The 18919-nt window shown below is 65.0% G+C and carries 24 protein-coding genes; 18 read left to right on the top strand and 6 right to left on the bottom strand.

Annotation, left to right across the window (positions count from 1 at the left end; genetic code table 11):
* Positions 1-87 precede the first annotated feature (87 nt).
* The 8 genes from JHD73_RS12740 (at position 88) to JHD73_RS12705 (ending at position 5746) form a co-directional block, all read left to right on the top strand.
* Complete coding sequence (locus JHD73_RS12740) at positions 88-1722, top strand: methyl-accepting chemotaxis protein (protein ID WP_269848275.1); 1635 nt, start codon at positions 88-90, stop codon at positions 1720-1722.
* A gap of 13 nt (positions 1723-1735) precedes the next feature.
* The gene (gene cysC, locus JHD73_RS12735; RefSeq protein ID WP_368735536.1) at positions 1736-2380 is read left to right on the top strand and encodes an adenylyl-sulfate kinase; all 645 of its coding nucleotides are present in this window, start codon (positions 1736-1738) and stop codon (positions 2378-2380) included.
* Positions 2377-3483 (top strand): sulfotransferase, encoded by a 1107-nt coding sequence (locus JHD73_RS12730; protein ID WP_199030637.1) that lies wholly within the window; start codon positions 2377-2379, stop codon positions 3481-3483. The genes cysC and JHD73_RS12730 overlap by 4 nt, the downstream gene beginning before the upstream one ends.
* Before the next feature lie 355 nt (positions 3484-3838).
* Positions 3839-4258 (top strand): VOC family protein, encoded by a 420-nt coding sequence (locus JHD73_RS12725; protein ID WP_199030636.1) that lies wholly within the window; start codon positions 3839-3841, stop codon positions 4256-4258.
* 25 nt (positions 4259-4283) lie between these two features.
* A complete protein-coding gene (locus tag JHD73_RS12720) occupies positions 4284-4451 on the top strand; it encodes a hypothetical protein (protein WP_233176935.1) in 168 nt (55 codons plus the stop codon).
* Positions 4442-4864, top strand: a complete 423-nt coding sequence (locus JHD73_RS12715; RefSeq protein ID WP_199030635.1) for a hypothetical protein — start codon at positions 4442-4444, stop codon at positions 4862-4864. The genes JHD73_RS12720 and JHD73_RS12715 overlap by 10 nt, the downstream gene beginning before the upstream one ends.
* A 17-nt stretch (positions 4865-4881) precedes the next feature.
* Positions 4882-5319 (top strand): hypothetical protein, encoded by a 438-nt coding sequence (locus JHD73_RS12710; protein WP_199030634.1) that lies wholly within the window; start codon positions 4882-4884, stop codon positions 5317-5319.
* A gap of 37 nt (positions 5320-5356) precedes the next feature.
* Positions 5357-5746 (top strand): SgcJ/EcaC family oxidoreductase, encoded by a 390-nt coding sequence (locus tag JHD73_RS12705; RefSeq protein ID WP_199030633.1) that lies wholly within the window; start codon positions 5357-5359, stop codon positions 5744-5746.
* A gap of 303 nt (positions 5747-6049) precedes the next feature.
* Here JHD73_RS12705 and JHD73_RS12700 read toward each other — a convergent pair whose 3' ends face one another.
* A complete protein-coding gene (locus JHD73_RS12700; protein WP_199030632.1) occupies positions 6050-6988 on the bottom strand; it encodes a 5'-nucleotidase in 939 nt (312 codons plus the stop codon).
* Between the two features lie 23 nt (positions 6989-7011).
* Positions 7012-7500 (bottom strand): Lrp/AsnC family transcriptional regulator, encoded by a 489-nt coding sequence (locus JHD73_RS12695; RefSeq protein ID WP_021197282.1) that lies wholly within the window; start codon positions 7498-7500, stop codon positions 7012-7014.
* Between the two features lie 170 nt (positions 7501-7670).
* Here JHD73_RS12695 and hppD point away from each other — a divergent pair, with 170 nt between their 5' ends.
* Positions 7671-8777, top strand: a complete 1107-nt coding sequence (gene hppD, locus JHD73_RS12690) for a 4-hydroxyphenylpyruvate dioxygenase (RefSeq protein WP_021197281.1) — start codon at positions 7671-7673, stop codon at positions 8775-8777.
* Positions 8778-8837: 60 nt separating this feature from the next.
* On the opposite strand, the gene JHD73_RS12685 is transcribed toward hppD, so the two are convergent.
* The 4 genes from JHD73_RS12685 to JHD73_RS12670 all read right to left on the bottom strand — a co-directional run bounded on the left by JHD73_RS12685 (position 8838) and on the right by JHD73_RS12670 (position 11452).
* Positions 8838-9422 carry a nitrogen fixation protein NifQ gene (locus JHD73_RS12685; protein ID WP_199030631.1) on the bottom strand — a complete coding sequence of 195 codons (585 nt, stop codon included), beginning with the start codon at positions 9420-9422 and terminating at the stop codon, positions 8838-8840.
* 8 nt (positions 9423-9430) lie between these two features.
* Positions 9431-9850 (bottom strand): molybdopterin-binding protein, encoded by a 420-nt coding sequence (locus tag JHD73_RS12680; protein WP_199030648.1) that lies wholly within the window; start codon positions 9848-9850, stop codon positions 9431-9433.
* Positions 9851-10013: 163 nt separating this feature from the next.
* Positions 10014-10616: an EF-hand domain-containing protein gene (locus JHD73_RS12675; protein ID WP_199030630.1), complete on the bottom strand. Its 603-nt coding sequence runs from the start codon at positions 10614-10616 to the stop codon at positions 10014-10016.
* Positions 10617-10765: 149 nt separating this feature from the next.
* Positions 10766-11452: a type II secretion system protein N gene (locus tag JHD73_RS12670; RefSeq protein WP_199030629.1), complete on the bottom strand. Its 687-nt coding sequence runs from the start codon at positions 11450-11452 to the stop codon at positions 10766-10768.
* 175 nt (positions 11453-11627) lie between these two features.
* Here JHD73_RS12670 and gspG point away from each other — a divergent pair, with 175 nt between their 5' ends.
* The 9 genes from gspG to JHD73_RS12625 form a co-directional block, all read left to right on the top strand.
* Positions 11628-12107, top strand: a complete 480-nt coding sequence (gspG, locus tag JHD73_RS12665; protein WP_199030628.1) for a type II secretion system major pseudopilin GspG — start codon at positions 11628-11630, stop codon at positions 12105-12107.
* Positions 12108-12133: 26 nt separating this feature from the next.
* A complete protein-coding gene (locus JHD73_RS12660; protein WP_199030627.1) occupies positions 12134-12634 on the top strand; it encodes a GspH/FimT family pseudopilin in 501 nt (166 codons plus the stop codon).
* Positions 12631-13050, top strand: a complete 420-nt coding sequence (gspI, locus tag JHD73_RS12655) for a type II secretion system minor pseudopilin GspI (RefSeq protein ID WP_199030626.1) — start codon at positions 12631-12633, stop codon at positions 13048-13050. Before JHD73_RS12660 ends, gspI begins: the two co-directional genes overlap by 4 nt.
* Entirely contained in the window at positions 13031-13771 is a 741-nt protein-coding gene (locus tag JHD73_RS12650) for a type II secretion system protein J (protein WP_199030625.1), read from the top strand. Before gspI ends, JHD73_RS12650 begins: the two co-directional genes overlap by 20 nt.
* Before the next feature lies 1 nt (position 13772).
* On the top strand, positions 13773-14843 hold the full coding sequence (gene gspK / locus JHD73_RS12645) for a type II secretion system minor pseudopilin GspK (RefSeq protein ID WP_199030624.1): 1071 nt from the start codon (positions 13773-13775) through the stop codon (positions 14841-14843).
* 164 nt (positions 14844-15007) lie between these two features.
* On the top strand, positions 15008-16426 hold the full coding sequence (gene gspL / locus JHD73_RS12640; protein WP_199030623.1) for a type II secretion system protein GspL: 1419 nt from the start codon (positions 15008-15010) through the stop codon (positions 16424-16426).
* A 10-nt stretch (positions 16427-16436) separates the two neighbouring features.
* Entirely contained in the window at positions 16437-17003 is a 567-nt protein-coding gene (gspM, locus tag JHD73_RS12635; RefSeq protein WP_199030622.1) for a type II secretion system protein GspM, read from the top strand.
* 10 nt (positions 17004-17013) lie between these two features.
* On the top strand, positions 17014-17853 hold the full coding sequence (locus tag JHD73_RS12630) for a type II secretion system protein N (RefSeq protein ID WP_199030621.1): 840 nt from the start codon (positions 17014-17016) through the stop codon (positions 17851-17853).
* A 37-nt stretch (positions 17854-17890) separates the two neighbouring features.
* Positions 17891-18919, top strand: a 1029-nt coding sequence (locus JHD73_RS12625) for a secretin N-terminal domain-containing protein (protein WP_306663057.1), incomplete at its 3' end; no start/stop codon positions are given.

Below are 18919 nucleotides of genomic sequence, written 5' to 3'. Positions count from 1 at the left end.
GATTTTCAGGATTTTGATTTAGTCCACTCAAGCTCCCGTCAAATGGTTCGTTACAGCAGTCGTTAATCAAACGCGACGGGGACAACCATGCGTTTCTCACACATGAAGGTAGCGACCCAACTGGCGTTGGGATTCGGCCTGATGATGAGCCTGCTTGTTCTCCTCACGGTATTCAGCCTGCAACGCATGTCGGATTTTCGGCGCCTGCTGGAAGAAACCACGGAGATCAACGCCGTGGAGGCCAAACTGGCCGCGCAAATGCATAACAGCGTGACCGAGCGTGCGCTGGCCTTCCGCAATATCGTGCTGCTGGAGCAGCGCGACGAAATCCAGCTCGAACTGAACCGCATTGAAAGCCAGGAACGTGAATACGCCGAGGCTGAAAACCATCTCGGCCGCATGTTCGACACCATCCCCGATACCACGGCAGACGAGCGCGCCATGTTCACGCAGATCAAGCGCCAGGCTGAACTGGCCGCGCCCTTTATCGCGCGCACCAAGGCGTTGATCCTGGACGGCAAGAAGGACGAGGCCTACAAGCTGCTGCGCTTCGAGTTCCGCCCGGTGCAGCGCACCTGGTGGGATCTGCTCGCCAAGCTGCAGGCCTTTGAAGAGAAGCTCAACGACGAGAACACCGCCAAAGCCCGCACAAGCTACACCGAAAGCCGCAACTGGCTGCTGGTGTTCAGCGGTCTGGCGCTGCTGGTCAGTCTGACGGCCAGCACGCTCATCACGCGCGGGCTGATCCGCAAGCTGGGCGGCGAGCCCGGCACCGTGGCCGAGATTGCCGGGCAGATTGCCGGCGGCAACCTCGCCGTGGTCATCCACACCCGCAGCGACAACCAGGCAAGCCTGATGCACGCCATGAAGCGCATGCGCGACAGCCTGGCCGCGATTGCCGAGCAGGTGCACACCAGCACCGACACGCTGGCCACCGCCTCAGAGCAGATCGCCAGCGGCAACTTCGATCTGTCGACCCGCACGCAAGAGCAGGCCTCCGCGCTGGAAGAGTGCGCCGCATCGATGGAAGAGCTCAATGCCACCGTCAAGCAGAACGCCGACCACGCGCGGCACGCCAACGAGCTCGCCACCACGGCGGCCGATGTGGCCTCGCAAGGCGGTTCGGTCGTGGCGCGCGTGGTCAACACCATGGGGTCGATCAGCGAATCGGCGCGCAAGGTGAGCGAGATCATCGGCGTGATCGACAGCATTGCGTTCCAGACCAACATCCTCGCGCTCAACGCAGCAGTGGAAGCCGCCCGCGCCGGCGAACAGGGTGCCGGCTTTGCCGTGGTCGCCAGCGAAGTGCGCGCGCTGGCGCAGCGCTCGGCCGCTGCCGCCAAAGAGATCAAGCTGCTGATTGGAGACTCGGTCAACCAGGTTGCGGCAGGCAACGCGCTGGTCGAACAGGCTGGCGCCACCATGCAGGACGTGGTGACCAGCATCCAGCGCGTGACGGCCATCATGAGCGAGATCATGGGTGCCACCGATGAGCAGGCCGGCGGCATCGACCAGATTCACCACGCCATCGCGCAAATGGACGAAGTCACGCAGCAGAACGCTGCCCTCGTCGAAGAGGCCGCCGCGGCAGCGGAATCGATGCGCGAGCAGACCACCCGTCTGGTGCGCGTGGTGAGCGTGTTCAAGCTGGCCGACCAGACGCAGAACATCGCTCCAGCGCAGCGCGTCGGCTATCACCAGCCCGCATTGCTGCCAGCCTGACGCGGAGGCTGCCGTGAAGCCCACCACCGCCGTCTCCGGCGCCGCCGCGCGCAACGTCTATTGGCACCCCAGTACGCTGGCCGACGATGCCCGAGCCCACCAGTTCGGCCACGCGCCGCTCACGCTGTGGCTCACGGGCCTGAGCGGCGCGGGCAAATCCACCCTCGCCTACGCGCTGGAGAAACGCCTGTACGAAGCACATCGGCATTGCGCGGTGCTCGACGGCGACAACCTGCGCCACCACCTGAACCACGATCTCGGCTTTACCGAGGCCGACCGCACCGAGAACCTGCGCCGCGCCGCCGAGGTGGCGCGGCTGATGAACGACGTCGGGCTCATCGTCATTACCGCGTTCATCTCGCCGCTGCGTAGCGATCGTGAAATGGCGCGCGAGATCATCGGCGCGGATCGGTTTGTGGAAGTGCACGTCTGCACCGCGCTCGACGTGTGCGAAGCGCGTGATCCGAAGGGTCTGTACGCCCGCGCACGCGGAGGACTGATCCCGCAATTCACCGGGGTGTCAGCACCGTACGAACTGCCGGCCGCGCCGTCACTGCGGCTCGATACCGGCGCGCTGCCGCTGACGGCCGCCACCGCCGCCTTGCATGCGCATCTGGCCTCCTGGCTGGACATCCGCACACTGGAGACCACACGATGACCGCCCGCCCGCGCCCCGTCCTGATGATTCCGCTGCGCCGCTGCGGCAGCCATGCGTTGCGCCTGCGCCTGAACTTCAACCCGGCGTTCTACGCACCGTATCCACTGCATATCGTCGACTTCATGCCGTTGGTGCCGCTGTACGGCAACCTGGAAGACGACCGCGCCTACTTCCGCCTCGTCACCGACGTGGTCGGGCTGCAGGCGGCCAGCATGGTCAAGTGGCCCGGCATGGTGTTCGACCCGGTGGAGATTTTCGAAGCCCTGCGCGCTGAACCGCGCAGCGTGCACCGCGTGGTGTGGGAACTGTTGCTGCGCGCCGGCACCCAACACGGCGCTCGCGTGGTCATGGACAAGTCGCTCGACAGCGTGCACTACGCCGATGCGCTGATGACGCTGTTGCCCGACATGCGCTTCCTGAACGTGGTGCGCGATCCGCGCGCGCAGGTGGCATCCATGAACCGCGCCATCATCCACGACTTCGACACGCTGCTGAACACGCAGACCTGGGTGGCCGCGCACCGTGCTGCCAACGCGCTCATCGCCAAGCATCCGGAGCGCACGCTCACCCTCCGCTACGAGGATTTCCTGACCGATCAGGAAGCCTCGCTGCGCCGCGTGTGCACGTTCCTGGAGATCGAGTTCCTGCCGGACATGCTGGACGTATCGCGCTCGGCCGAAGCCCGGCAGATCTCGCAGCGCTCCGCGCTGTGGACGTCCAACTGCTTTGCGCCCATCACCGCGAACATCGACAAGTTCCACCAGCAGTTATCGCTGGACGAGATCGCACTCATCGAAACGCTCACCGGCGATGAGATGGCGCGCTACGGCTACACGCGCCTGACCGACGGCAACGCCGTCATCGAAACCGATGCGCTGGAAGCCGCGCGCACACGCTCCGAGGCCGCCCGCCAGACTGCCTGGCGCGCACTGGAGCACGATAACTATCGCGACTTCGTGCTGCGCCGCCACCGCGCCGACTTTCTGGCCAGCGTGCGCGAGCGGCTGATGCTGCAGGCCATGACGGCACTGGCCGCCAAACCCAAGCCGCCGTATCGGCTGGACGCGCTGCAGGATGCGGCGGCCTTTGAGGTGACGGACTAATCGTCAGCCAGGGGCAGCATCATTACCGACGCTGGCCGCCTTGCATCAACGCCTTGAGGATCAACTATTCTGGCAACGCGCCATCAAAGGCGTGGGCGGCCATCTTGAATGGCTTGCGCGAGCAGGAATCCGATGGGAACTGACATCGGCTTGATAGCGATATTCGATAGATATCGAATGCGTGTCGTATCGCTTCCATGGCTGCGCACCGCTCTCTCAATCGCTGCACCTCAAACCAGGAGTCACCGTGCAATTTGGATGGATTCGGCTGATCGCCCTTCACGTCATGGCCGCAGTGTTCTGGGCCGGTTCCACCTCCGTCGTCGCCGGTCACGTTGGCTGAAGGAGACTCGTCATGATTGCGCTTGATCACATCAGCCTGCGCGTGCGCGACCTCGCCCGCTCCATCACGTTCTACTCACAGGTGCTCGGCTTCCGACATGAGGGCCAACACGGGCCGTACGACATCATGCGCGTGAACGACGCCTTCACGCTCAACCTGCGCCAAGCCAGCGAACTGCATCACGAACACCTCGCCTTCAACATGGATCCCGAATCGTTCGATGCCGTCCTGGCGCGACTCGTGGAACGTCGCATCCCCTATGGCGGGTGGCCTTCCGAGATGGACAGCGGCATGCTCGGCGAGAGCCTTGGTGCCCGTGGGATCACCGATGTCGCCTACTTTGCGGACCCCGATGGACACACGCTGGAGCTCTGCTTCTACCCCGAACCCTGGAAGCCCCGACTCTTCACCAGCACAGAGCAAGCTACGTAAACGCCCTTAACACGCGGCCAGCCAGGTGCTGAAGTACCGCAAGGCAGCCATGCGTAAGGTGATTACCGGCTGGCGGCCCATGACAACGCAAAACATTGCCGTGCTGTACAACCACGGCGACGCCGCCTATATACGGAAGCTCGATTACGTGCTCACGCTCATCCCGAAGAACGGAACCGCTGCATGCAAGTAGGTCGCTCTCTTTTCACTACGATCGCCGTGGCGTTGCTGGCCGCGCAATCGGCCATGGCTGCAGAGTCGCTGACCGGAACCTTCCGTGGTGACGGCCGTGCGTGCTACGGCGCGCTGTTCGTCCGACCCAAGACCATCGAGTGGAATGCCAGCTTCTTCAAATGCGGCCCAACGCGCTACAAGGTGATCGAGCAGGACCTGTCAGGCGACCATCCGCGTGCAGCGTTCAAGATTGAAGACCACCGCAAGCGCTGCGGCCTCGCCGTCATCGAGGTCTCCCACTACAGCGAGTTCTCGTGGAGCGTAAAGGGCTACCAGACGCTGGAGGCCTACCAGAAGCGCGAAGAACCCGGCTGGAAAGACTCAGCCGACCCTGCCCGCCAAGTCGCCTTGTGCGGCATGCGCAAGGAATAAGCACACGCGCCGCCGCCATGCAGCCGCTCCAACGCTTCAGCCTGGAGAAACACACCGGTCCGTATGAACAGTGGCCCGCGCGCACGCGCGTGCTCGTCGACGGCGTGCCGCACCCCACGCTCGCCATCCCCGGCTACGACCTGCTGCGGCAGTACAAGACTGTTCTCGGCTTCGTGCTCATCACCGAGTACGACTGCCCGTTTGAAGAAGCTGTCTCCATCACGCTCGTCACGCACGACCTGTCACGCGTGATCGACACCGCCACCATCGGCGCGCCCTACGCCACTTTCTGGCTGGCCGATGTGCAGTGGATCGACGCCGAGCACTTTCGCCTGACCTGCGAAGGCGCCGTCGGCGACTGGCTGGTCACGCTGCGTGCGCGGCACATTCCGGTGTTGTCGCCGGCGGTGTTTGTGAAACGCCGCGCAACGCCGCCGGTCGAGCCTGCGGTGTAGAGTAAAAGGCCGCCCTTTCACCGACACCCGCACCGCCATGACCGACGACGAATGCGCCATCCGCAACGTAGTGGAGACCTGGCTTGCTGCCAGCAAAGCGGGCGACCTGCCCACCGTGCTCAGCCTGATGACCGACGACGTGCTGTTCCTCACGCCCGGTCAGGCGCCCTTCGGCAAAGAGGCTTTCGCGGCCATGTCGAACGGTATGAAGGATGTGCAGGTGGACGGCACCAGCGATATTCAGGAAGTGCAGGTGTTTGGCGGCATCGCTTACCTGCGCAACGCGCTACGCATTGTCATCACGATGCCTGATGGGAAGGTGGTGCGGCGCTCGGGGCAGACGCTCACCATCTTGCGCAAGGAGGCGGATGGAAAGTGGCGGTTGGTGCGGGATGCGAATTTGGTGGTGGCTGAGGCGGCCGACTGATTCGATATGGTCTTCTTAGCCATCACCCCTGAAGGTTTGCAGCACGCGTTGCAACTCGCAAGCGGTTCGAATTTGCCGATTTGGTGCGGATCGGATGCAGTGTCCGATGCCGAGTACAGCAAGCTTGCTGGACGCAATGTCTCGCGGTTTGTCTATCCGCTGCGCGGCGCATCTGCAGAGGTTTTGCAAGGCGCTTTCGATACGATTGCGGAGCACCATCCTGGTGAGCAGGTGTGTCGAACATGCCCCTCGGCCTAGCCATTGATCAACGCCGCGACATCGCCACACGGCGCCATGCAAGAGCTATTGCGAGACCTTGCGATTGGCGATCCCGAAAGGAATGTGCACCATTGGGATATTCGCCACAGAGGACTTCAAGTGACTTAGCTGATCATCGAAATACATGTGGGGCTTCAGAATGGAAAGTATTCTCGCTTTATCCATGCCACCAAGAAAGAAGGATTCATCGGGCGATACTCCCCATGATTTCAAAGTGGTGACCACACGCTCGTGTGCCGGCGCATTGCGTGCGGTCACGATGGCTGTACGCACCAGCTTCTGATAGCCCGGCTCTTCCTTCACTCGCTTTTCTTCGAGTTTCTGCAAGAAAGCAAGCTTCATAAAGAGGTCGGCCAGCAACCCCGGCTGATGGGGTGTCTCCCGATGAGCTGACTCGTGAGCCTGGAATTCGTCTAAGTCGTTATTGCGCTTATATACGGACTCCGCTTCATCGTCGGCGATGACCCCGTCAAAGTCGAACGCAACCCTCAGTTCAGTGTCGAGTGCATCGTCATAGACCGTCGAAGGCAAGACCAAACCCGCCGGATAGTTCGCGTCGATCGACTGCTGAACGTCTGCCTCGTTTGCAGTCAGGAACAAGGATGCATTGAACGCGGGGACATACTCGTATGGAGAGCGCCCCGCCATGAACGCGGCGCGCGTGATATCAAGGCCATAGTGCTTGATGGAGCGAAACACGCGTAACCCAGTCTCCGGCGAGTTGCGGGACAACAGCACAACTTCTACCGGAGATTGCTTGGGGAAAACTCGATTGATGTGAAGGAATCGCCTGATAAACGGAAAAGCCACCCCCTTCGGAAAGGGTACATCCAGGTTCTTCTCTTGGTGTAGCCGATATTGTTCGACACCCTCAGTCCTATAGATCTCATCCGACTCTGCGAGATCAAACAACGCGCTGGACGCCACCCCAATCACTAGTTTTCGTTCTATTGGATAAGCCACTGTGTTGCCCCGCTAACCGCCCCTCAAACCACCACCGGCAACGCCGTCGTATCCTTAATCCGCTCCAGCGCAAAACTGCTCTTCACATCAATCACCGCCGGGTGCGCGAGCAGTTGGTCGCGGATGAACCGCGCAAAGTGGTCCATGTCTTCCACGAACACCTTGAGCAGGTAGTCCATCTCGCCGGTCATGGCATAGCACGTGACCACCTCGGGCCAGGTGGCGACGGCGGCGCGAAAGATATCGCCCGGCGCCTTGCCCTTGGGCGCCCCGCCCTGTTTCTCAAGCCGCACATTGATATAGGCCGACAGCCCCAGGCCGATCTTGCCCGGATCGAGCAGCGCGGCGTACTGGCGGATGACGCCGCTTTCCTCCAGGCGGCGGATGCGTCGCAAACACGGGCTGGGTGACAGGTTCACCCGCTCGGCGACTTCCAGATTGGTGAGGCGGCCGTTGTTCTGGAGGACTTCCAGGATCTTGCGGTCAATCTTGTCGAGTTCTACCTTGCTCATTTTGTTGCTCCGCACCAATTTATTCGGCAATTTTCTTGCGCAAATTTAGCAAGACGGGCACAACTTCGCAATTTTTGCGTAGAAGGACACCTCTACACTGCGAGGATCGTCAAAGCCCTGAGCGCCCTCCTCCTTGCAGTGAAGGCGCCGCCCCTGCAGGAGACATCACCATGCAATTCACGCCTTGGGAAAACCCGATGGGCACCGCCGGTTTCGAGTTCATCGAATACGCCGCGCCGGACCCCGTTGCCATGGGCAAGCTGTTCGAGAACATGGGCTTTACCGCCATTGCGAAGCACCGCCACAAGAACGTGACGCTGTACCGCCAGGGCGACATCAACTTCATCATCAACGCCGAGCCGGATTCGTTCGCGCAGCGCTTTGCGCGCCTGCACGGCCCGTCGATCTGCGCCATCGCATTCCGCGTGCAAGACGCGGCCTTCGCTTACAAGCGCGCGCTGGAACTGGGCGCCTGGGGTTTCGACACCCACAGTGGCCCGATGGAACTGAACATCCCGGCCATCAAGGGCATCGGCGATTCGCTGATCTACCTGGTGGACCGCTGGACCGGCAAGAACGAAGCCAAGCCGGGCGACATCGGCAACATCAGCATCTACGACGTCGATTTCGTGCCGATTGCTGGCGCCAACCCGAACCCCACCGGGCACGGCCTGACCTACATCGACCACCTGACGCACAACGTCTACCGTGGCCGGATGAAGGAATGGGCCGAGTTTTACGAACGCTTCTTCAACTTCCGTGAAGTGCGCTACTTCGACATCGAAGGCCAGGTCACGGGCGTGAAGAGCAAGGCGATGACGAGCCCGTGCGGCAACATCCGCATCCCCATCAACGAGGAAGGGACGGAGAAGGCCGGTCAGATCCAGGAGTATCTGGACATGTACCACGGTGAGGGCATCCAACACATCGCGCTGGGTTCGACCAACCTGTCGGCCACGGTGGACGCGCTGCGCGGCAACGGCATCAAGCTGCTGGACACCATCGACACGTATTACGAACTGGTCGACAAGCGCATCCCCGGCCATGGCGAAGACGTGGCGGAACTGAAGAAGCGCAAGATCCTGATTGACGGTGCCCCGGGCGACCTGCTGCTGCAGATTTTCTCGGAAAACCAGCTTGGGCCGATCTTCTTCGAGTTCATCCAGCGCAAGGGCAACCAAGGTTTTGGCGAGGGTAACTTCAAGGCGCTGTTCGAGTCGATTGAACTCGACCAGATGCGCCGCGGCGTACTCAAGGCCGACGATCAGCCGGCCTGACGACCCTCACGTCAGGTTTGCTTCCTCCACACCCCGTTGGTTCGCCACCGGGGTGTTTTTTCATGTGCGCCGCGTGTTGTCTGCGGTGAGCACGGGGAAGCAGTGGCCGAAATCTTCGCAGCCGGGGCAACCGGGTGCGGGGCCCGGCAGACGGCCGTGTGCCAGCGCCACTTCCTGGGCGAGGAACGCCTTCCAGCGCAGGTTGGCCGTGTTGTGCGCGACAAGCGCGGGATAGTGGCGCGTGAGCAGATCGGTCACGTCGTCCCGGCCGGAGAGGCCGAGGTCGCGCCAGAGATGATCCGGCCGCAAGCATGCGGCAGCCAGGATGATGGCGAGGCAGCGTGTATCGGCGGCATGCGCCGGTGTCATGGGGTGATCAAACTGCTGCAGCAACGCAATCAGTTCGTCCACAAACGGTGGCGCGTCAGCCAGCGGCTGCTCGGGTAGCGCGTCGGCAATCGTGGCGCCGGGAAAGTGCCGCGTCATCAGCGCAGCAAAATCTGCATGGCCGAGGCCGAGCGCCGTCAGATCACCCGCCTCAAGCCGCGCCGCAATCAAGCGTGCAAACAGCCCCGTATCAGGCGCATGCGGATCACGTGCTCCGGCAAGCAGTCGGTTCAACGCGGCCAGTTGCGGTATGGGCATCGCGCGGATCAGTCCACCGCCAGAATCACGCTCGACGCCTTGATGACGGCCGCTGCCGGCTTGCCGGTCGCCAGCCCCAGGCGCGCCACGCTGTCGTTGGTGATGATGGCGGCAATCTCCAGCCCACCGGCCGAGATGGTCACGTCCGAATTGACGGCACCGGCCTTGACGCTCGACACCGTGCCGACGAACATGTTGCGCGCCGACACCTTGGCCGGGTCCGCATCCACCATCACGATCACGGAAGAGGCCTTGATAAGCGCGCAAGCCTTACCGCCCACCGCCAACCCGAGCGACTTGCTGCTCTCCTGCGTGATGACCGCCACGACCGATGCGTTGCCGACCTTGAGGGTCACTTCGTCATTGACGGCGCCCGACTGGATAGCGGTGATTTCGCCCGAGAAGTGGTTGCGCGCGCTGGTCTTCATGGTCGATACCTCTGTTGCATGGTTCAGTGACATTCCACTGTAGCCAAACCGACGCATTGCGGTATCGCGCCGGGCTGATGATGTGGATTGGCGGTGCAAGTGGCGCAGGCAATAAAAACGGCGCCCGAAGGCGCCGTTGGCTGCATGCAATGCGAGAGCGCGCTTATTCGCCCTTGGTGGCCGACGGGCCGCCCGGCATGGCTGCTGCGGCCGGCGTGTTCTTCTGTGCCTTGCGGGCGTCGTGGTGCGCCTTCATGTACGCACGGATCTCGTCTTCCGTGACCTTGCCGTCGTGGTTGGCATCGATCTGGTCGAAGTTCTTGGCCAGGCGCGGCATGCCGGCCTGCATTTCGTCCTTCGTCAGGGCGCCGTCGCCGTTCTTGTCGGCGGCCTTGAACTTGGCGTCGAAGCGCTGGGCCATCTTTTCGCGCATTTCACCGTGATGGGCCTTGCGCCAGGCGGCCAGCTCTTCCTTGCTGATCTGGCCGTCGTGGTTGGTGTCGATCTGGTCGAAGTTCTTTTCCAGCCAGGCGTGGCCCTTGGCCTCGTCGCGGGAGATCTGGCCGTCGCCGTTGGTGTCGAGGGCCTTGAAGCCGCCACGGTGAGCCGGCTTTGCAGCACGGGCGGAGGTACTCGGGGCCTGGGCGGCTGCGGGTGCCTGCGCGGCGGGTGCGCTGGCGTCCTGGGCGCGGGCGTTCATGCCCGACATGGCCAGGAACAGGGCCGAAGTTGCGAGGAAAGCGTGGACAGCACGTTTGTTGGTCATGGTCAGCTCCTTTTCACATGGACTGTGTAACGGATTAGAACCCGACAATGCCGTCACGTTGCCGGGTTTTACACGCTGTTACCCCGATCACACGCGCTGTAATATGCGCGCCCGGTCACGCCAGGCGCTGTTCCGGAGGGGCTGTGGGCTTACTGGTCTGCGCCGGGTTGCGGGGCGGCGTCGCCCTTGCGGGCGGCAGCGGCAGCCCGATGGCGCGGGCCGGTGATGCCGCCCTGGCTGGCAGCCTCATCGCCCATGTTCATCTGCGCCGGAGCGATGGGCAGCATGGCGCCCGGCATCGTGGTATTGGCCGGGTTGTTGGGCACGGCGGGTGCCGGCGGTGCAACAGGCGTTGCCAGCGGAGCAGCGGCGCCCGACGGCGGCAGCGGTTGAGACGGTGCGTTGCGGTTGGCGGGCGAGATGCCGGCCACGACGGCGCTGGCCGGCAGCGGGATCTCCTGGCGTGCGCCGTTGCGCTCGATCACCACGGAGCGCGCCTTGATCTCCACCAGCTTCAGGTTGGAGGACAGCGACTTGCCGGCACGCACGGCCTGCGGCGGGCCGCCGTCCACCGAGACGATGGCAGCGCCCGTGCCGTCGGCCAGATCGGCCACCACGCCGGCCACCTGCACGTCGCGCGGGCCGGTCTGCGGGCCGCCGCCGAAGAGCGTGACCGAGGCGCCGGTCTCCAGCGCGTCGGTCTGCGCAACGCGGGCCTCGCGCGGCACGGACAGCGAGCGCAGCGACGACAGTGTCAGAACCCAGTGCGTCAACAGCGCACACAGGGCAGCAAACAGTACAAGACTGAGCAGGCGGGACGACTGTTGAGCGTTCATGAAACGTGGTGATGCGCCGTGAGAATTCACTGATTCTATCCGCCCTTCATGCCGGTTCGATGAACAGCTTGGAGGGCCCGTTCTAAACGTATGCGCGGCACGACCCCGCCGCACAATCTATGGTCATATGTCACGGATATACTGTGTTCCCACTCTTATTGCCAACTCTCTCGCCATGATGCAAGGCCAACTCCGCTCCTCTTTCCGCCAACGTGCAGGCGCCGCCTTGGGCGCTCGCGCCGCGCGTGGCTTCACCCTGATCGAAATCATGGTGGTGGTGGTGATCCTGGGCATTCTTGCCGCGCTGGTGGTGCCGAAGATCATGAGCCGCCCCGACGAGGCGCGCATCATTGCCGCCAAGCAGGACATTGCCTCCATCTCGCAGGCGCTCAAGCTCTATCGCCTGGATAACGGCCGCTACCCGACCACCGAGCAGGGGATTGGCGCGCTGGTTGCCAAGCCGACCACCGAGCCCATCCCCAACAACTGGAAGGCCGGCGGCTATCTGGAGCGTCTGCCGAAGGACCCGTGGGGCCACCCGTACCAGTACCTGAACCCGGGCGTGCGCGGTGAAGTGGACATCTTCAGCTTTGGCGCCGACGGCCAGCCGGGCGGCACAGGCAACGACGCCGACATCGGCAACTGGGACAACTAAGCCATCGCCCCATCCGCCACATCAACATGAACGGCCATCCGCTGCCCCGCCGGCACGCATTTCGGCACATCGGCGGCTTCACGCTGCTGGAGTTGCTGGTGGTGGTGGTCATCATCGGCATCGTGCTGGGCGTGGTGGCCGTGAACGCCACGCCCAATCCGCGCTCGCAATTGAACGATGACGCGCAGAAGATGGCCCGCCTGATCGAACTTGGCCAGGAAGAAGCACAGTTGACCTCGCGCCCGGTGGCATGGGAAGGCGACGCACAGGGCTGGCGCTTCTATGAATCAACGCCCAACGGCTGGCGCCTGCTCACGCGTGACGTGCTGGCGCCGGGCCACTGGCGGCAGGGCATGGACAGCGTGCAGATCGTCGCCGGTGCCGCGACGGTGCCCGGCGCACCACAGCGGCTGGTGTTCGGCCGCGAGGCGATCGGCCTGCCGTGGCGCGTGGCGCTGACCTCCCAGGGTGCACGCGTGGACATCGTGTCCGACGGCGGCCCACGCGTACTGACCGAAGCACAATGACGCCCTCAGTCAAACCCGCCCGCCACCTCGGCCGCGCGCGCGCGCGTCGTGGCTTCACCCTGCTGGAAGTGCTGGTGGCGCTGACCATTGTGGCCGTGGCGCTCACCGCCACCATGCGCGCCATGGGCAGCATGACCTCGGCCAGCGAATCCTTGCAGACGCGCATGATCGCCACCTGGAGCGCTGAGAACGACCTCGCCAACCTCCGCCTGGCACGCGCCTTCCCCGACCCCGGCTCGCGCGGCTTCTCGTGCCCGCAGGGCGATACCGAACTGTGGTGCGAAGAGACCGTCGCCACCACGCCCAACCCGGTGTTCCGCCGCGTGGAGGTGTCGGTGTATGCGGATGCCGCCAAATCCGTGCGTCTGGCCTGGCTGGTCACCCTGTTGCCCAACGATGCGCGCAATGTCTTCTGAGCGCCCCGCCCGCCGTACTGCGCGCGGCTTCACCTTGCTCGAGCTGCTGGTGGCCATCACGCTGCTGGCCATCCTGGCCGTGCTGGCCTGGCGCGGGCTGGACAGCATGACGCGCACGCACGAAGCGCTAGCCCAGCGCGACGAACGCATCGAAGCCCTCAAGACCGCCTACGCCCAGTTCGATGCCGACTGCACGCAACTGGCCGATCCGAATACCTTGTCGCGCTCGCCGATCGAGGTGGACGCCAACCGCGTGCTGCTGGTGCGCGACCGCCGCGACGACGGCCAGCCGCCCGCGTGGCAGGTGGTGCTCTACCGCATCGTCGACAGCCGGCTCGAACGCCTGCAAAGCCAGCCCATCACCAACCGCGGCGACCTGCGCAACGCGCTCGACAACCTGCGCCAGGGCGGCGGCAATGCGGCGCGCTACCAGCTCGCCACCAATATCGACGGCATCAGTGCCCGCGCCTGGATCGAACCCGGCGACTGGATGGACAACACCGGCGCGCTGTCGGCAGCGCTGTTTCCGGGCGGCAGCAATACGACCACGCTGACGGGCGTGCCGTCGGCCTCCACGCCCAGCGCCTCGGCGCCGTCCGCCAACAATGGCGTGGTGGTGCCGGCTGCCTCGGTGCGCGCGGTGGAACTGGCGCTGCTCGTGCGCATGACGCCGCAAGGTGCGCCGCAGCGCTTCACGCGCATCTGCATGACGGGACTCTGACATGGCGCGATGCTCGTCCAAGCCTCTGCACCGTGGTACGCGCCAGCGTGGCGCGGCCATCGTCACCGCGCTGCTGGTGGTCACGCTGGCCGTGGTGATCGTCTCGGGCATGCTGTGGCGCCAGCAGGTGGAAATTCGCGCGGTGGAAAACCAGCGCCTGAAGGCCCAGGCCACGTGGATCGCGCGGGCGGGCATCGACTGGGCGCGCCTGATCCTGCGCGACGACCTGCGCCGCACCGGCGCTGTCGACCACCTGGGCGAAATCTGGGCCGTGCCCATTCAGGAGACCAAGCTGTCGGACTTCCTCGGCAGCTCGCTGCGCACGGATACGGCCGGCGAGGAGTCGTACCTCTCGGGCCGCATCTTCGATGCCCAGGCGCGCTTCAACCTGATGAACCTGCTGACAGTGCAGACGCTGGGCACGCGCACCGTCGTCACCGGCCGCGACAAGGATGGCATCAAAGCTTACGGCTTGCTGTTGCAATCGCTGAACCTCGACCCGAACCTGGCCAACCTCACCGCGACGACCCTGGCGCAGATGCTGGGCGGTATCCAGTCGGTCGAGGGCAGCTCAGGCGGCCAGCAAGGCAGCGGCGATGACAGTGGCGGTGGGAGCGGCGGCAACGGCCCGCGCCCACTCGATGATGTGGATGGCCTGCTGTCCATCCCCGGCTACACGGCAGATGCCGTCCGCAAGCTGCGCCCCTACGTGATCGTGCTGCCCACGCGCACCCAGATCAACGCCAACACCGCCAGCGCCGAAGTGTTGGCTGCCGTCATTCCCGGCCTGAGCGTGGACCGCGCGCGGGCGCTGGTGCAGGCGCGCGACCGCGCCTACTTCCGCAACATCGGCGACGTCACCAACCAGTTGCGCGGCCTGGCGCCCGGTGTGGACACCACGGCCGCATCCAACCTGCTCGACGTACAGACGCACTATTTCCTGGTCTACGGCATGGCCCGCCACGAGCGGGCACAGCTTGGTCAAGTGGCGCTTGTTTCACGTGGCGATCCGGTCAACAATAACGCGACCCGTATTGTCTGGGTCCGCCGCATCGACGGAATTCCGTCATGACGGCGCCGCAACACCCCTCTAACTGCGGACATTCCGTCAGTAGACAGACCCTAGCCTTCGCCGTATTGTCATCCGCATCGTTCAGCATCGCGGGTCTTGCGCAGTCCGGCGGCTTTCCCGGTGATTCCGGTAGCTCGCATCAACACTCTCAATAGAGGAGCGGTTTGACGACCTCCCTGTACGTGCGCCTGCCGCACCGGCCCATTCAATCGCCCGAACGCTGGCAAGCGGGTGCGCTCGTGTCCGTGCCGTTTGCACTGGTGCGCGAGGAAGGCGCACAGGGCGCCCAGCGCATCCTGCGCGAAGGCACCTCGCGTACCGACGAGCTGCCCGCGGCCGACCGCCTGATCCTGTTGCTGCCAGCCGCCGACGTCTTGCTGGTGCCCGCCAGCGTACCGCCGCTGGCCCTGCCCAAACTGCGCCTGGCCCTGCCCAACCTGGTGGAAGACCGCCTGGTGCAGGACGCGCAGCAGTGCCACATCGCCCTGGGCCCGCGCCTGAGTGCCGCGCCGGTGCGAGGCTGGCGTGCCCCGCGTGAGCCGCAGTCGCGCACGCTGATGATTACCGACCGCGCGTGGGTCCGCTTCATCCTCGACAACTTTGGCGCGCACAAGCACCGCACGTGTCACTTGCTGCCTGCGCAGCTTTGCCTGCCGTTTGAAACACCTGCGGCCATCGCGCTCTCTGCGGAAGCCGCCAACGAGGCGGAGCGTACAGAGCCGTCGCTCGAAACCCCCGCCGCCGCGGAAGCTGCAGACCCTGCCGCGGCGGTAGTCGCTCCGGCCACCATTGCACTGGATGCTGCGCCGCCGTCCGATCCGGATGCGCCTGCTGCTGTCGACATCACCGTCCGCACCGGCCCTGCAGAGGGCTACGGCCTGCGCCTGCTGCCCGCCAACGTCGCCAACTGGCTGGCCATTGCACCCACCCCGGCCAGGCTGATGGTGTCGCCCGCCCTGCGCGAGTTGGCACCCAGCCTGTCTGCCGACCCGGCCGCCGCCACGCTGGACTGGGCAGCATGGGCATCGGGCGCACGCAGCGCACTCGCCTCGGGCGAGGCCGACCTCTGCCAGTTCGACTTCGCCAACGGCGGCATGGCTGGCGTGGACTGGAGCCTATGGCGCCTGCCGATCGCGCTGGCCGTGCTGCTCGTCATCGTGCAGTTGGTCGGCATGAATGCGCGCTGGCTCACGCTGCGTGCCGAGCAGAAGCGTCTTGATGCCGCCATGCGCACGCAACTGCAGACGGCTTTCCCGAATACGCCGGTGATTCTCGACCCGCCCGCGCAGATGCGCCGCCAGGTTGAGCAACTGCGCCTGGCCGCCGGCAAATCCGCACCGGAAGACTTCCTGCCGCTGGCCGATCGCTTTGCCCAGGCTGCCACAGGTCTCGCGCCCGACGCGCTGCTCGCGCTGGACTACCACGGCCGCGCGCTCACGGTCACACTCAAGGACGGCACCGACACCAACGCGCTGCGCACCGCCGCCCGCAACGTCGGCCTGAACATGGACACCGCCGAGGCCCCACGCGGCGCCGAGGCGACCATCCAGGGCTCGCGCTGGACGGTCTCCATCGCCCAATAACGACTCCTCCATGGCGACTTCCTCCCCCTCCTCCGCTTCTGGCGCCCGCCGCCTGCCGCGCATCGGTGTGCCGGATTCGGTGCGCGACGCGGCCACGACCTTCTGGATGCAGCGCGAGCCACGCGAACGCCGCATTCTTGCCGGCGGCGGCGCAGTCCTCGTGCTGGTCATCATCTATCTGGCGCTGTGGGACCCGGCCTTCGAAGGCCAGCGCCGCATCGAGAAAGCCCTGCCGCAGATGCGCAGCCAACTGGCCGAGATGGAAACGCTCGGCCAGGAAGCACGCGGGCTGTCGGCCATTGCCGCCGCGCCGGTGCCACATGGCGCAGAGCTGCAGCAGGCGCTCAACACGAGCCTCACCAACCACGGCCTGAAGGCCACGCGGATGGCGCTGTCGGGCGAGAGCGTGCAGGTGCAACTGGACAAGGTGCCCTTCGGCGCTGTTGCTGAGTGGCTGCAGGAAGTGCGGCAAGCGCAGCGCATGAAGGTGATCGACGCGAACATCAAGTACGTGGGCGCCACCGCCCTGGTCAACGTGACGGCAACGCTGCAAGGCCCCGCCGCCGCGAGCCGCTGACGCAGCACCAATGGCGATCGAATCACTACCGCCGCTGCGCCTGCGCCGCCGCGACGCGTCTGAACACACCAGCCTGGGCTGGCGCCTGCTGTGGTGCGGTGTTGCACTGCTGGCTGTGGGGGCGACTGTCGTATCGCAGTATCCAGCGGCGTGGGCCGCTGAACGGGTGGCGTCGGCGACCGGGCAGCGTGTGCTGCTGGCCGATCCGCAAGGCAGTATCTGGCATGGCAGCGCCACGCTTGCGCTCGCAGCCGGCAACGGCGGCGCCGATGCGACCGTGCTGCCGGGGCGGCTGTCGTGGTCGGTCGACATGCTGCCGCTGCTGACCGGCACCCTGCGGGCGCACGTCGCGCACGACCGCGCGCTGGAGCAGCCGGTGGTGCTGACGGTCTCGCCGGGTGCCTGGCAAGCCGAGGCCGGCGCGATGACGCTGCCGGCGTCGCTGCTGGAGGGCATCGGCGCACCGTTCAACACGCTCAAGCTGGATGGCCGGCTGCGCGCAAAATGGACGCCGCTGTCGGGCCAATTTGGCCGTGGAAAAGGCCAGCCGGACACGGTTCAAGGCGCGCTGACTGTCACGGTTGAGCAGGTATCATCCAGCCTCAGCCGGGTACGGCCGCTGGGCAGTTACCAGGCCGTGCTGTCGTTCGGTGGCGCCGCCGGCGGGCCCATGCAACTGGCCCTGTCGACGCTGGCCGGACCGCTGTCGCTGCAGGGCCAGGGAACGCTCGGACAGGGCGCGCATTTTGACGGTGTGGCCAGTGCCACGCCGGAGTCGGAACCACAATTGATTGGCTTGTTGAGCCTGCTGGGCCCGCGCGACGGGTCGCACTATCGACTACGCTTTTGATTCTTAAGCCGGCGCGCGAGCCAGCGTGCCGACAACCATGAACGAGACCATGCACAACGCCTCTTCCCGACTCACCGTCCGCGCTATCGTCCTGGCGTGCTGCGCAACGATGGTGGCCGGCTCGATGCCCGTCTTTGCTGCGCCGCCCGCCAGTGCGCCGGCTTCCCAAAACGGTAACCCCGGTAACACGGGCGATGAGGTCTCGCTCAATTTCGTCAATGCCGATCTCGAATCGGTGGTGAAAGCCGTGGGCCAGGCCACCGGCAAGAACTTCATCGTCGACCCCCGCGTGAAAGGCACGGTCAACCTCGTCACCGAGAAGCCGGTGACGCGCTCGCAGGCACTGGAATCGCTGGGCTCGATCCTGCGCATGCAGGGCTACGCGATCGTCGAGGGCAACGGCTTTACCAAGGTCGTGCCGGAAGCCGACGCCAAGCTGCAGGGCTCGCCCACCTCGGTGGGTGCCGCAGGTGGGCGCGGTGGCGAGCAGGTCGTCACGCAGGTGTTCCGCCTGCAGCATGAATCGGCCAACAACCTGGTGCCGGTGTTGCGGCCGATGATCGCGCCCAACAACACCATCACCGCGTACCCGGCCAACAACACGCTGGTCATTACCGACTACGCCGACAACCTGCGCCGCATCGGCCGCATCATCGCGTCGATCGACACCCCGGCGGCTGGCGAGACCGAACTGATCCAACTGAAGAACGCCGTGGCCATCGACGTGGCCGCCACGCTGCAGAAGCTGCTCGACCCATCAGGTGGTGGCGGTGCCGCGGCCGGTGCTGGCGCGGCGCTGTCGGACCCGAGCCTGCGCACCTCGGTGGTGGCCGAGCCGCGCTCGAACAGCGTGATGGTGCGTGCCTCCAGCGCCGCGCGCCTGGCGCAGGCCAAACAGCTGATCGCCAAGCTGGACGTGCCGAATGCACGCCCAGGCAACATCTGGGTAGTACCGCTCAAGAACGCCAACGCGGTGCAACTGGCCACCACGCTGCGTGCCATCGTGGCGGCCGACGCCACGCTGTCAGCCTCCGCATCCACTGGCCCGGGTGGGCAGAGCGCGGCG

This window comes from Ralstonia sp. ASV6, assembly GCF_016429285.1.
Taxonomy (GTDB): Bacteria; Pseudomonadota; Gammaproteobacteria; order Burkholderiales; family Burkholderiaceae; genus Ralstonia; species Ralstonia flaminis.
Note: the sequence above shows the minus strand (reverse complement) of the source record. Positions and strands in the feature narration are given on the sequence as shown.

What these genes read in the sequence shown, in the direction of transcription:
- gspI (WP_199030626.1), top strand. Translation starts at nt 12,631, where the DNA reads ATGACGCCCTCAGTCAAACCCGCCCGCCACCTCGGCCGCGCGCGCGCG.
- JHD73_RS12630 (WP_199030621.1), top strand. Translation starts at nt 17,014, where the DNA reads ATGGCGATCGAATCACTACCGCCGCTGCGCCTGCGCCGCCGCGACGCG.
- JHD73_RS12650 (WP_199030625.1), top strand. Translation starts at nt 13,031, where the DNA reads ATGCGCGCAATGTCTTCTGAGCGCCCCGCCCGCCGTACTGCGCGCGGC.
- JHD73_RS12670 (WP_199030629.1), bottom strand. Translation starts at nt 11,452, where the DNA reads ATGAACGCTCAACAGTCGTCCCGCCTGCTCAGTCTTGTACTGTTTGCT.
- JHD73_RS12705 (WP_199030633.1), top strand. Translation starts at nt 5,357, where the DNA reads ATGACCGACGACGAATGCGCCATCCGCAACGTAGTGGAGACCTGGCTT.
- JHD73_RS12695 (WP_021197282.1), bottom strand. Translation starts at nt 7,500, where the DNA reads ATGAGCAAGGTAGAACTCGACAAGATTGACCGCAAGATCCTGGAAGTC.
- gspK (WP_199030624.1), top strand. Translation starts at nt 13,773, where the DNA reads ATGGCGCGATGCTCGTCCAAGCCTCTGCACCGTGGTACGCGCCAGCGT.
- gspM (WP_199030622.1), top strand. Translation starts at nt 16,437, where the DNA reads ATGGCGACTTCCTCCCCCTCCTCCGCTTCTGGCGCCCGCCGCCTGCCG.
- gspG (WP_199030628.1), top strand. Translation starts at nt 11,628, where the DNA reads ATGATGCAAGGCCAACTCCGCTCCTCTTTCCGCCAACGTGCAGGCGCC.
- JHD73_RS12685 (WP_199030631.1), bottom strand. Translation starts at nt 9,422, where the DNA reads ATGCCCATACCGCAACTGGCCGCGTTGAACCGACTGCTTGCCGGAGCA.
- hppD (WP_021197281.1), top strand. Translation starts at nt 7,671, where the DNA reads ATGCAATTCACGCCTTGGGAAAACCCGATGGGCACCGCCGGTTTCGAG.
- JHD73_RS12715 (WP_199030635.1), top strand. Translation starts at nt 4,442, where the DNA reads ATGCAAGTAGGTCGCTCTCTTTTCACTACGATCGCCGTGGCGTTGCTG.
- JHD73_RS12730 (WP_199030637.1), top strand. Translation starts at nt 2,377, where the DNA reads ATGACCGCCCGCCCGCGCCCCGTCCTGATGATTCCGCTGCGCCGCTGC.
- JHD73_RS12680 (WP_199030648.1), bottom strand. Translation starts at nt 9,850, where the DNA reads ATGAAGACCAGCGCGCGCAACCACTTCTCGGGCGAAATCACCGCTATC.
- JHD73_RS12675 (WP_199030630.1), bottom strand. Translation starts at nt 10,616, where the DNA reads ATGACCAACAAACGTGCTGTCCACGCTTTCCTCGCAACTTCGGCCCTG.
- JHD73_RS12710 (WP_199030634.1), top strand. Translation starts at nt 4,882, where the DNA reads ATGCAGCCGCTCCAACGCTTCAGCCTGGAGAAACACACCGGTCCGTAT.
- JHD73_RS12740 (WP_269848275.1), top strand. Translation starts at nt 88, where the DNA reads ATGCGTTTCTCACACATGAAGGTAGCGACCCAACTGGCGTTGGGATTC.
- JHD73_RS12660 (WP_199030627.1), top strand. Translation starts at nt 12,134, where the DNA reads ATGAACGGCCATCCGCTGCCCCGCCGGCACGCATTTCGGCACATCGGC.
- JHD73_RS12725 (WP_199030636.1), top strand. Translation starts at nt 3,839, where the DNA reads ATGATTGCGCTTGATCACATCAGCCTGCGCGTGCGCGACCTCGCCCGC.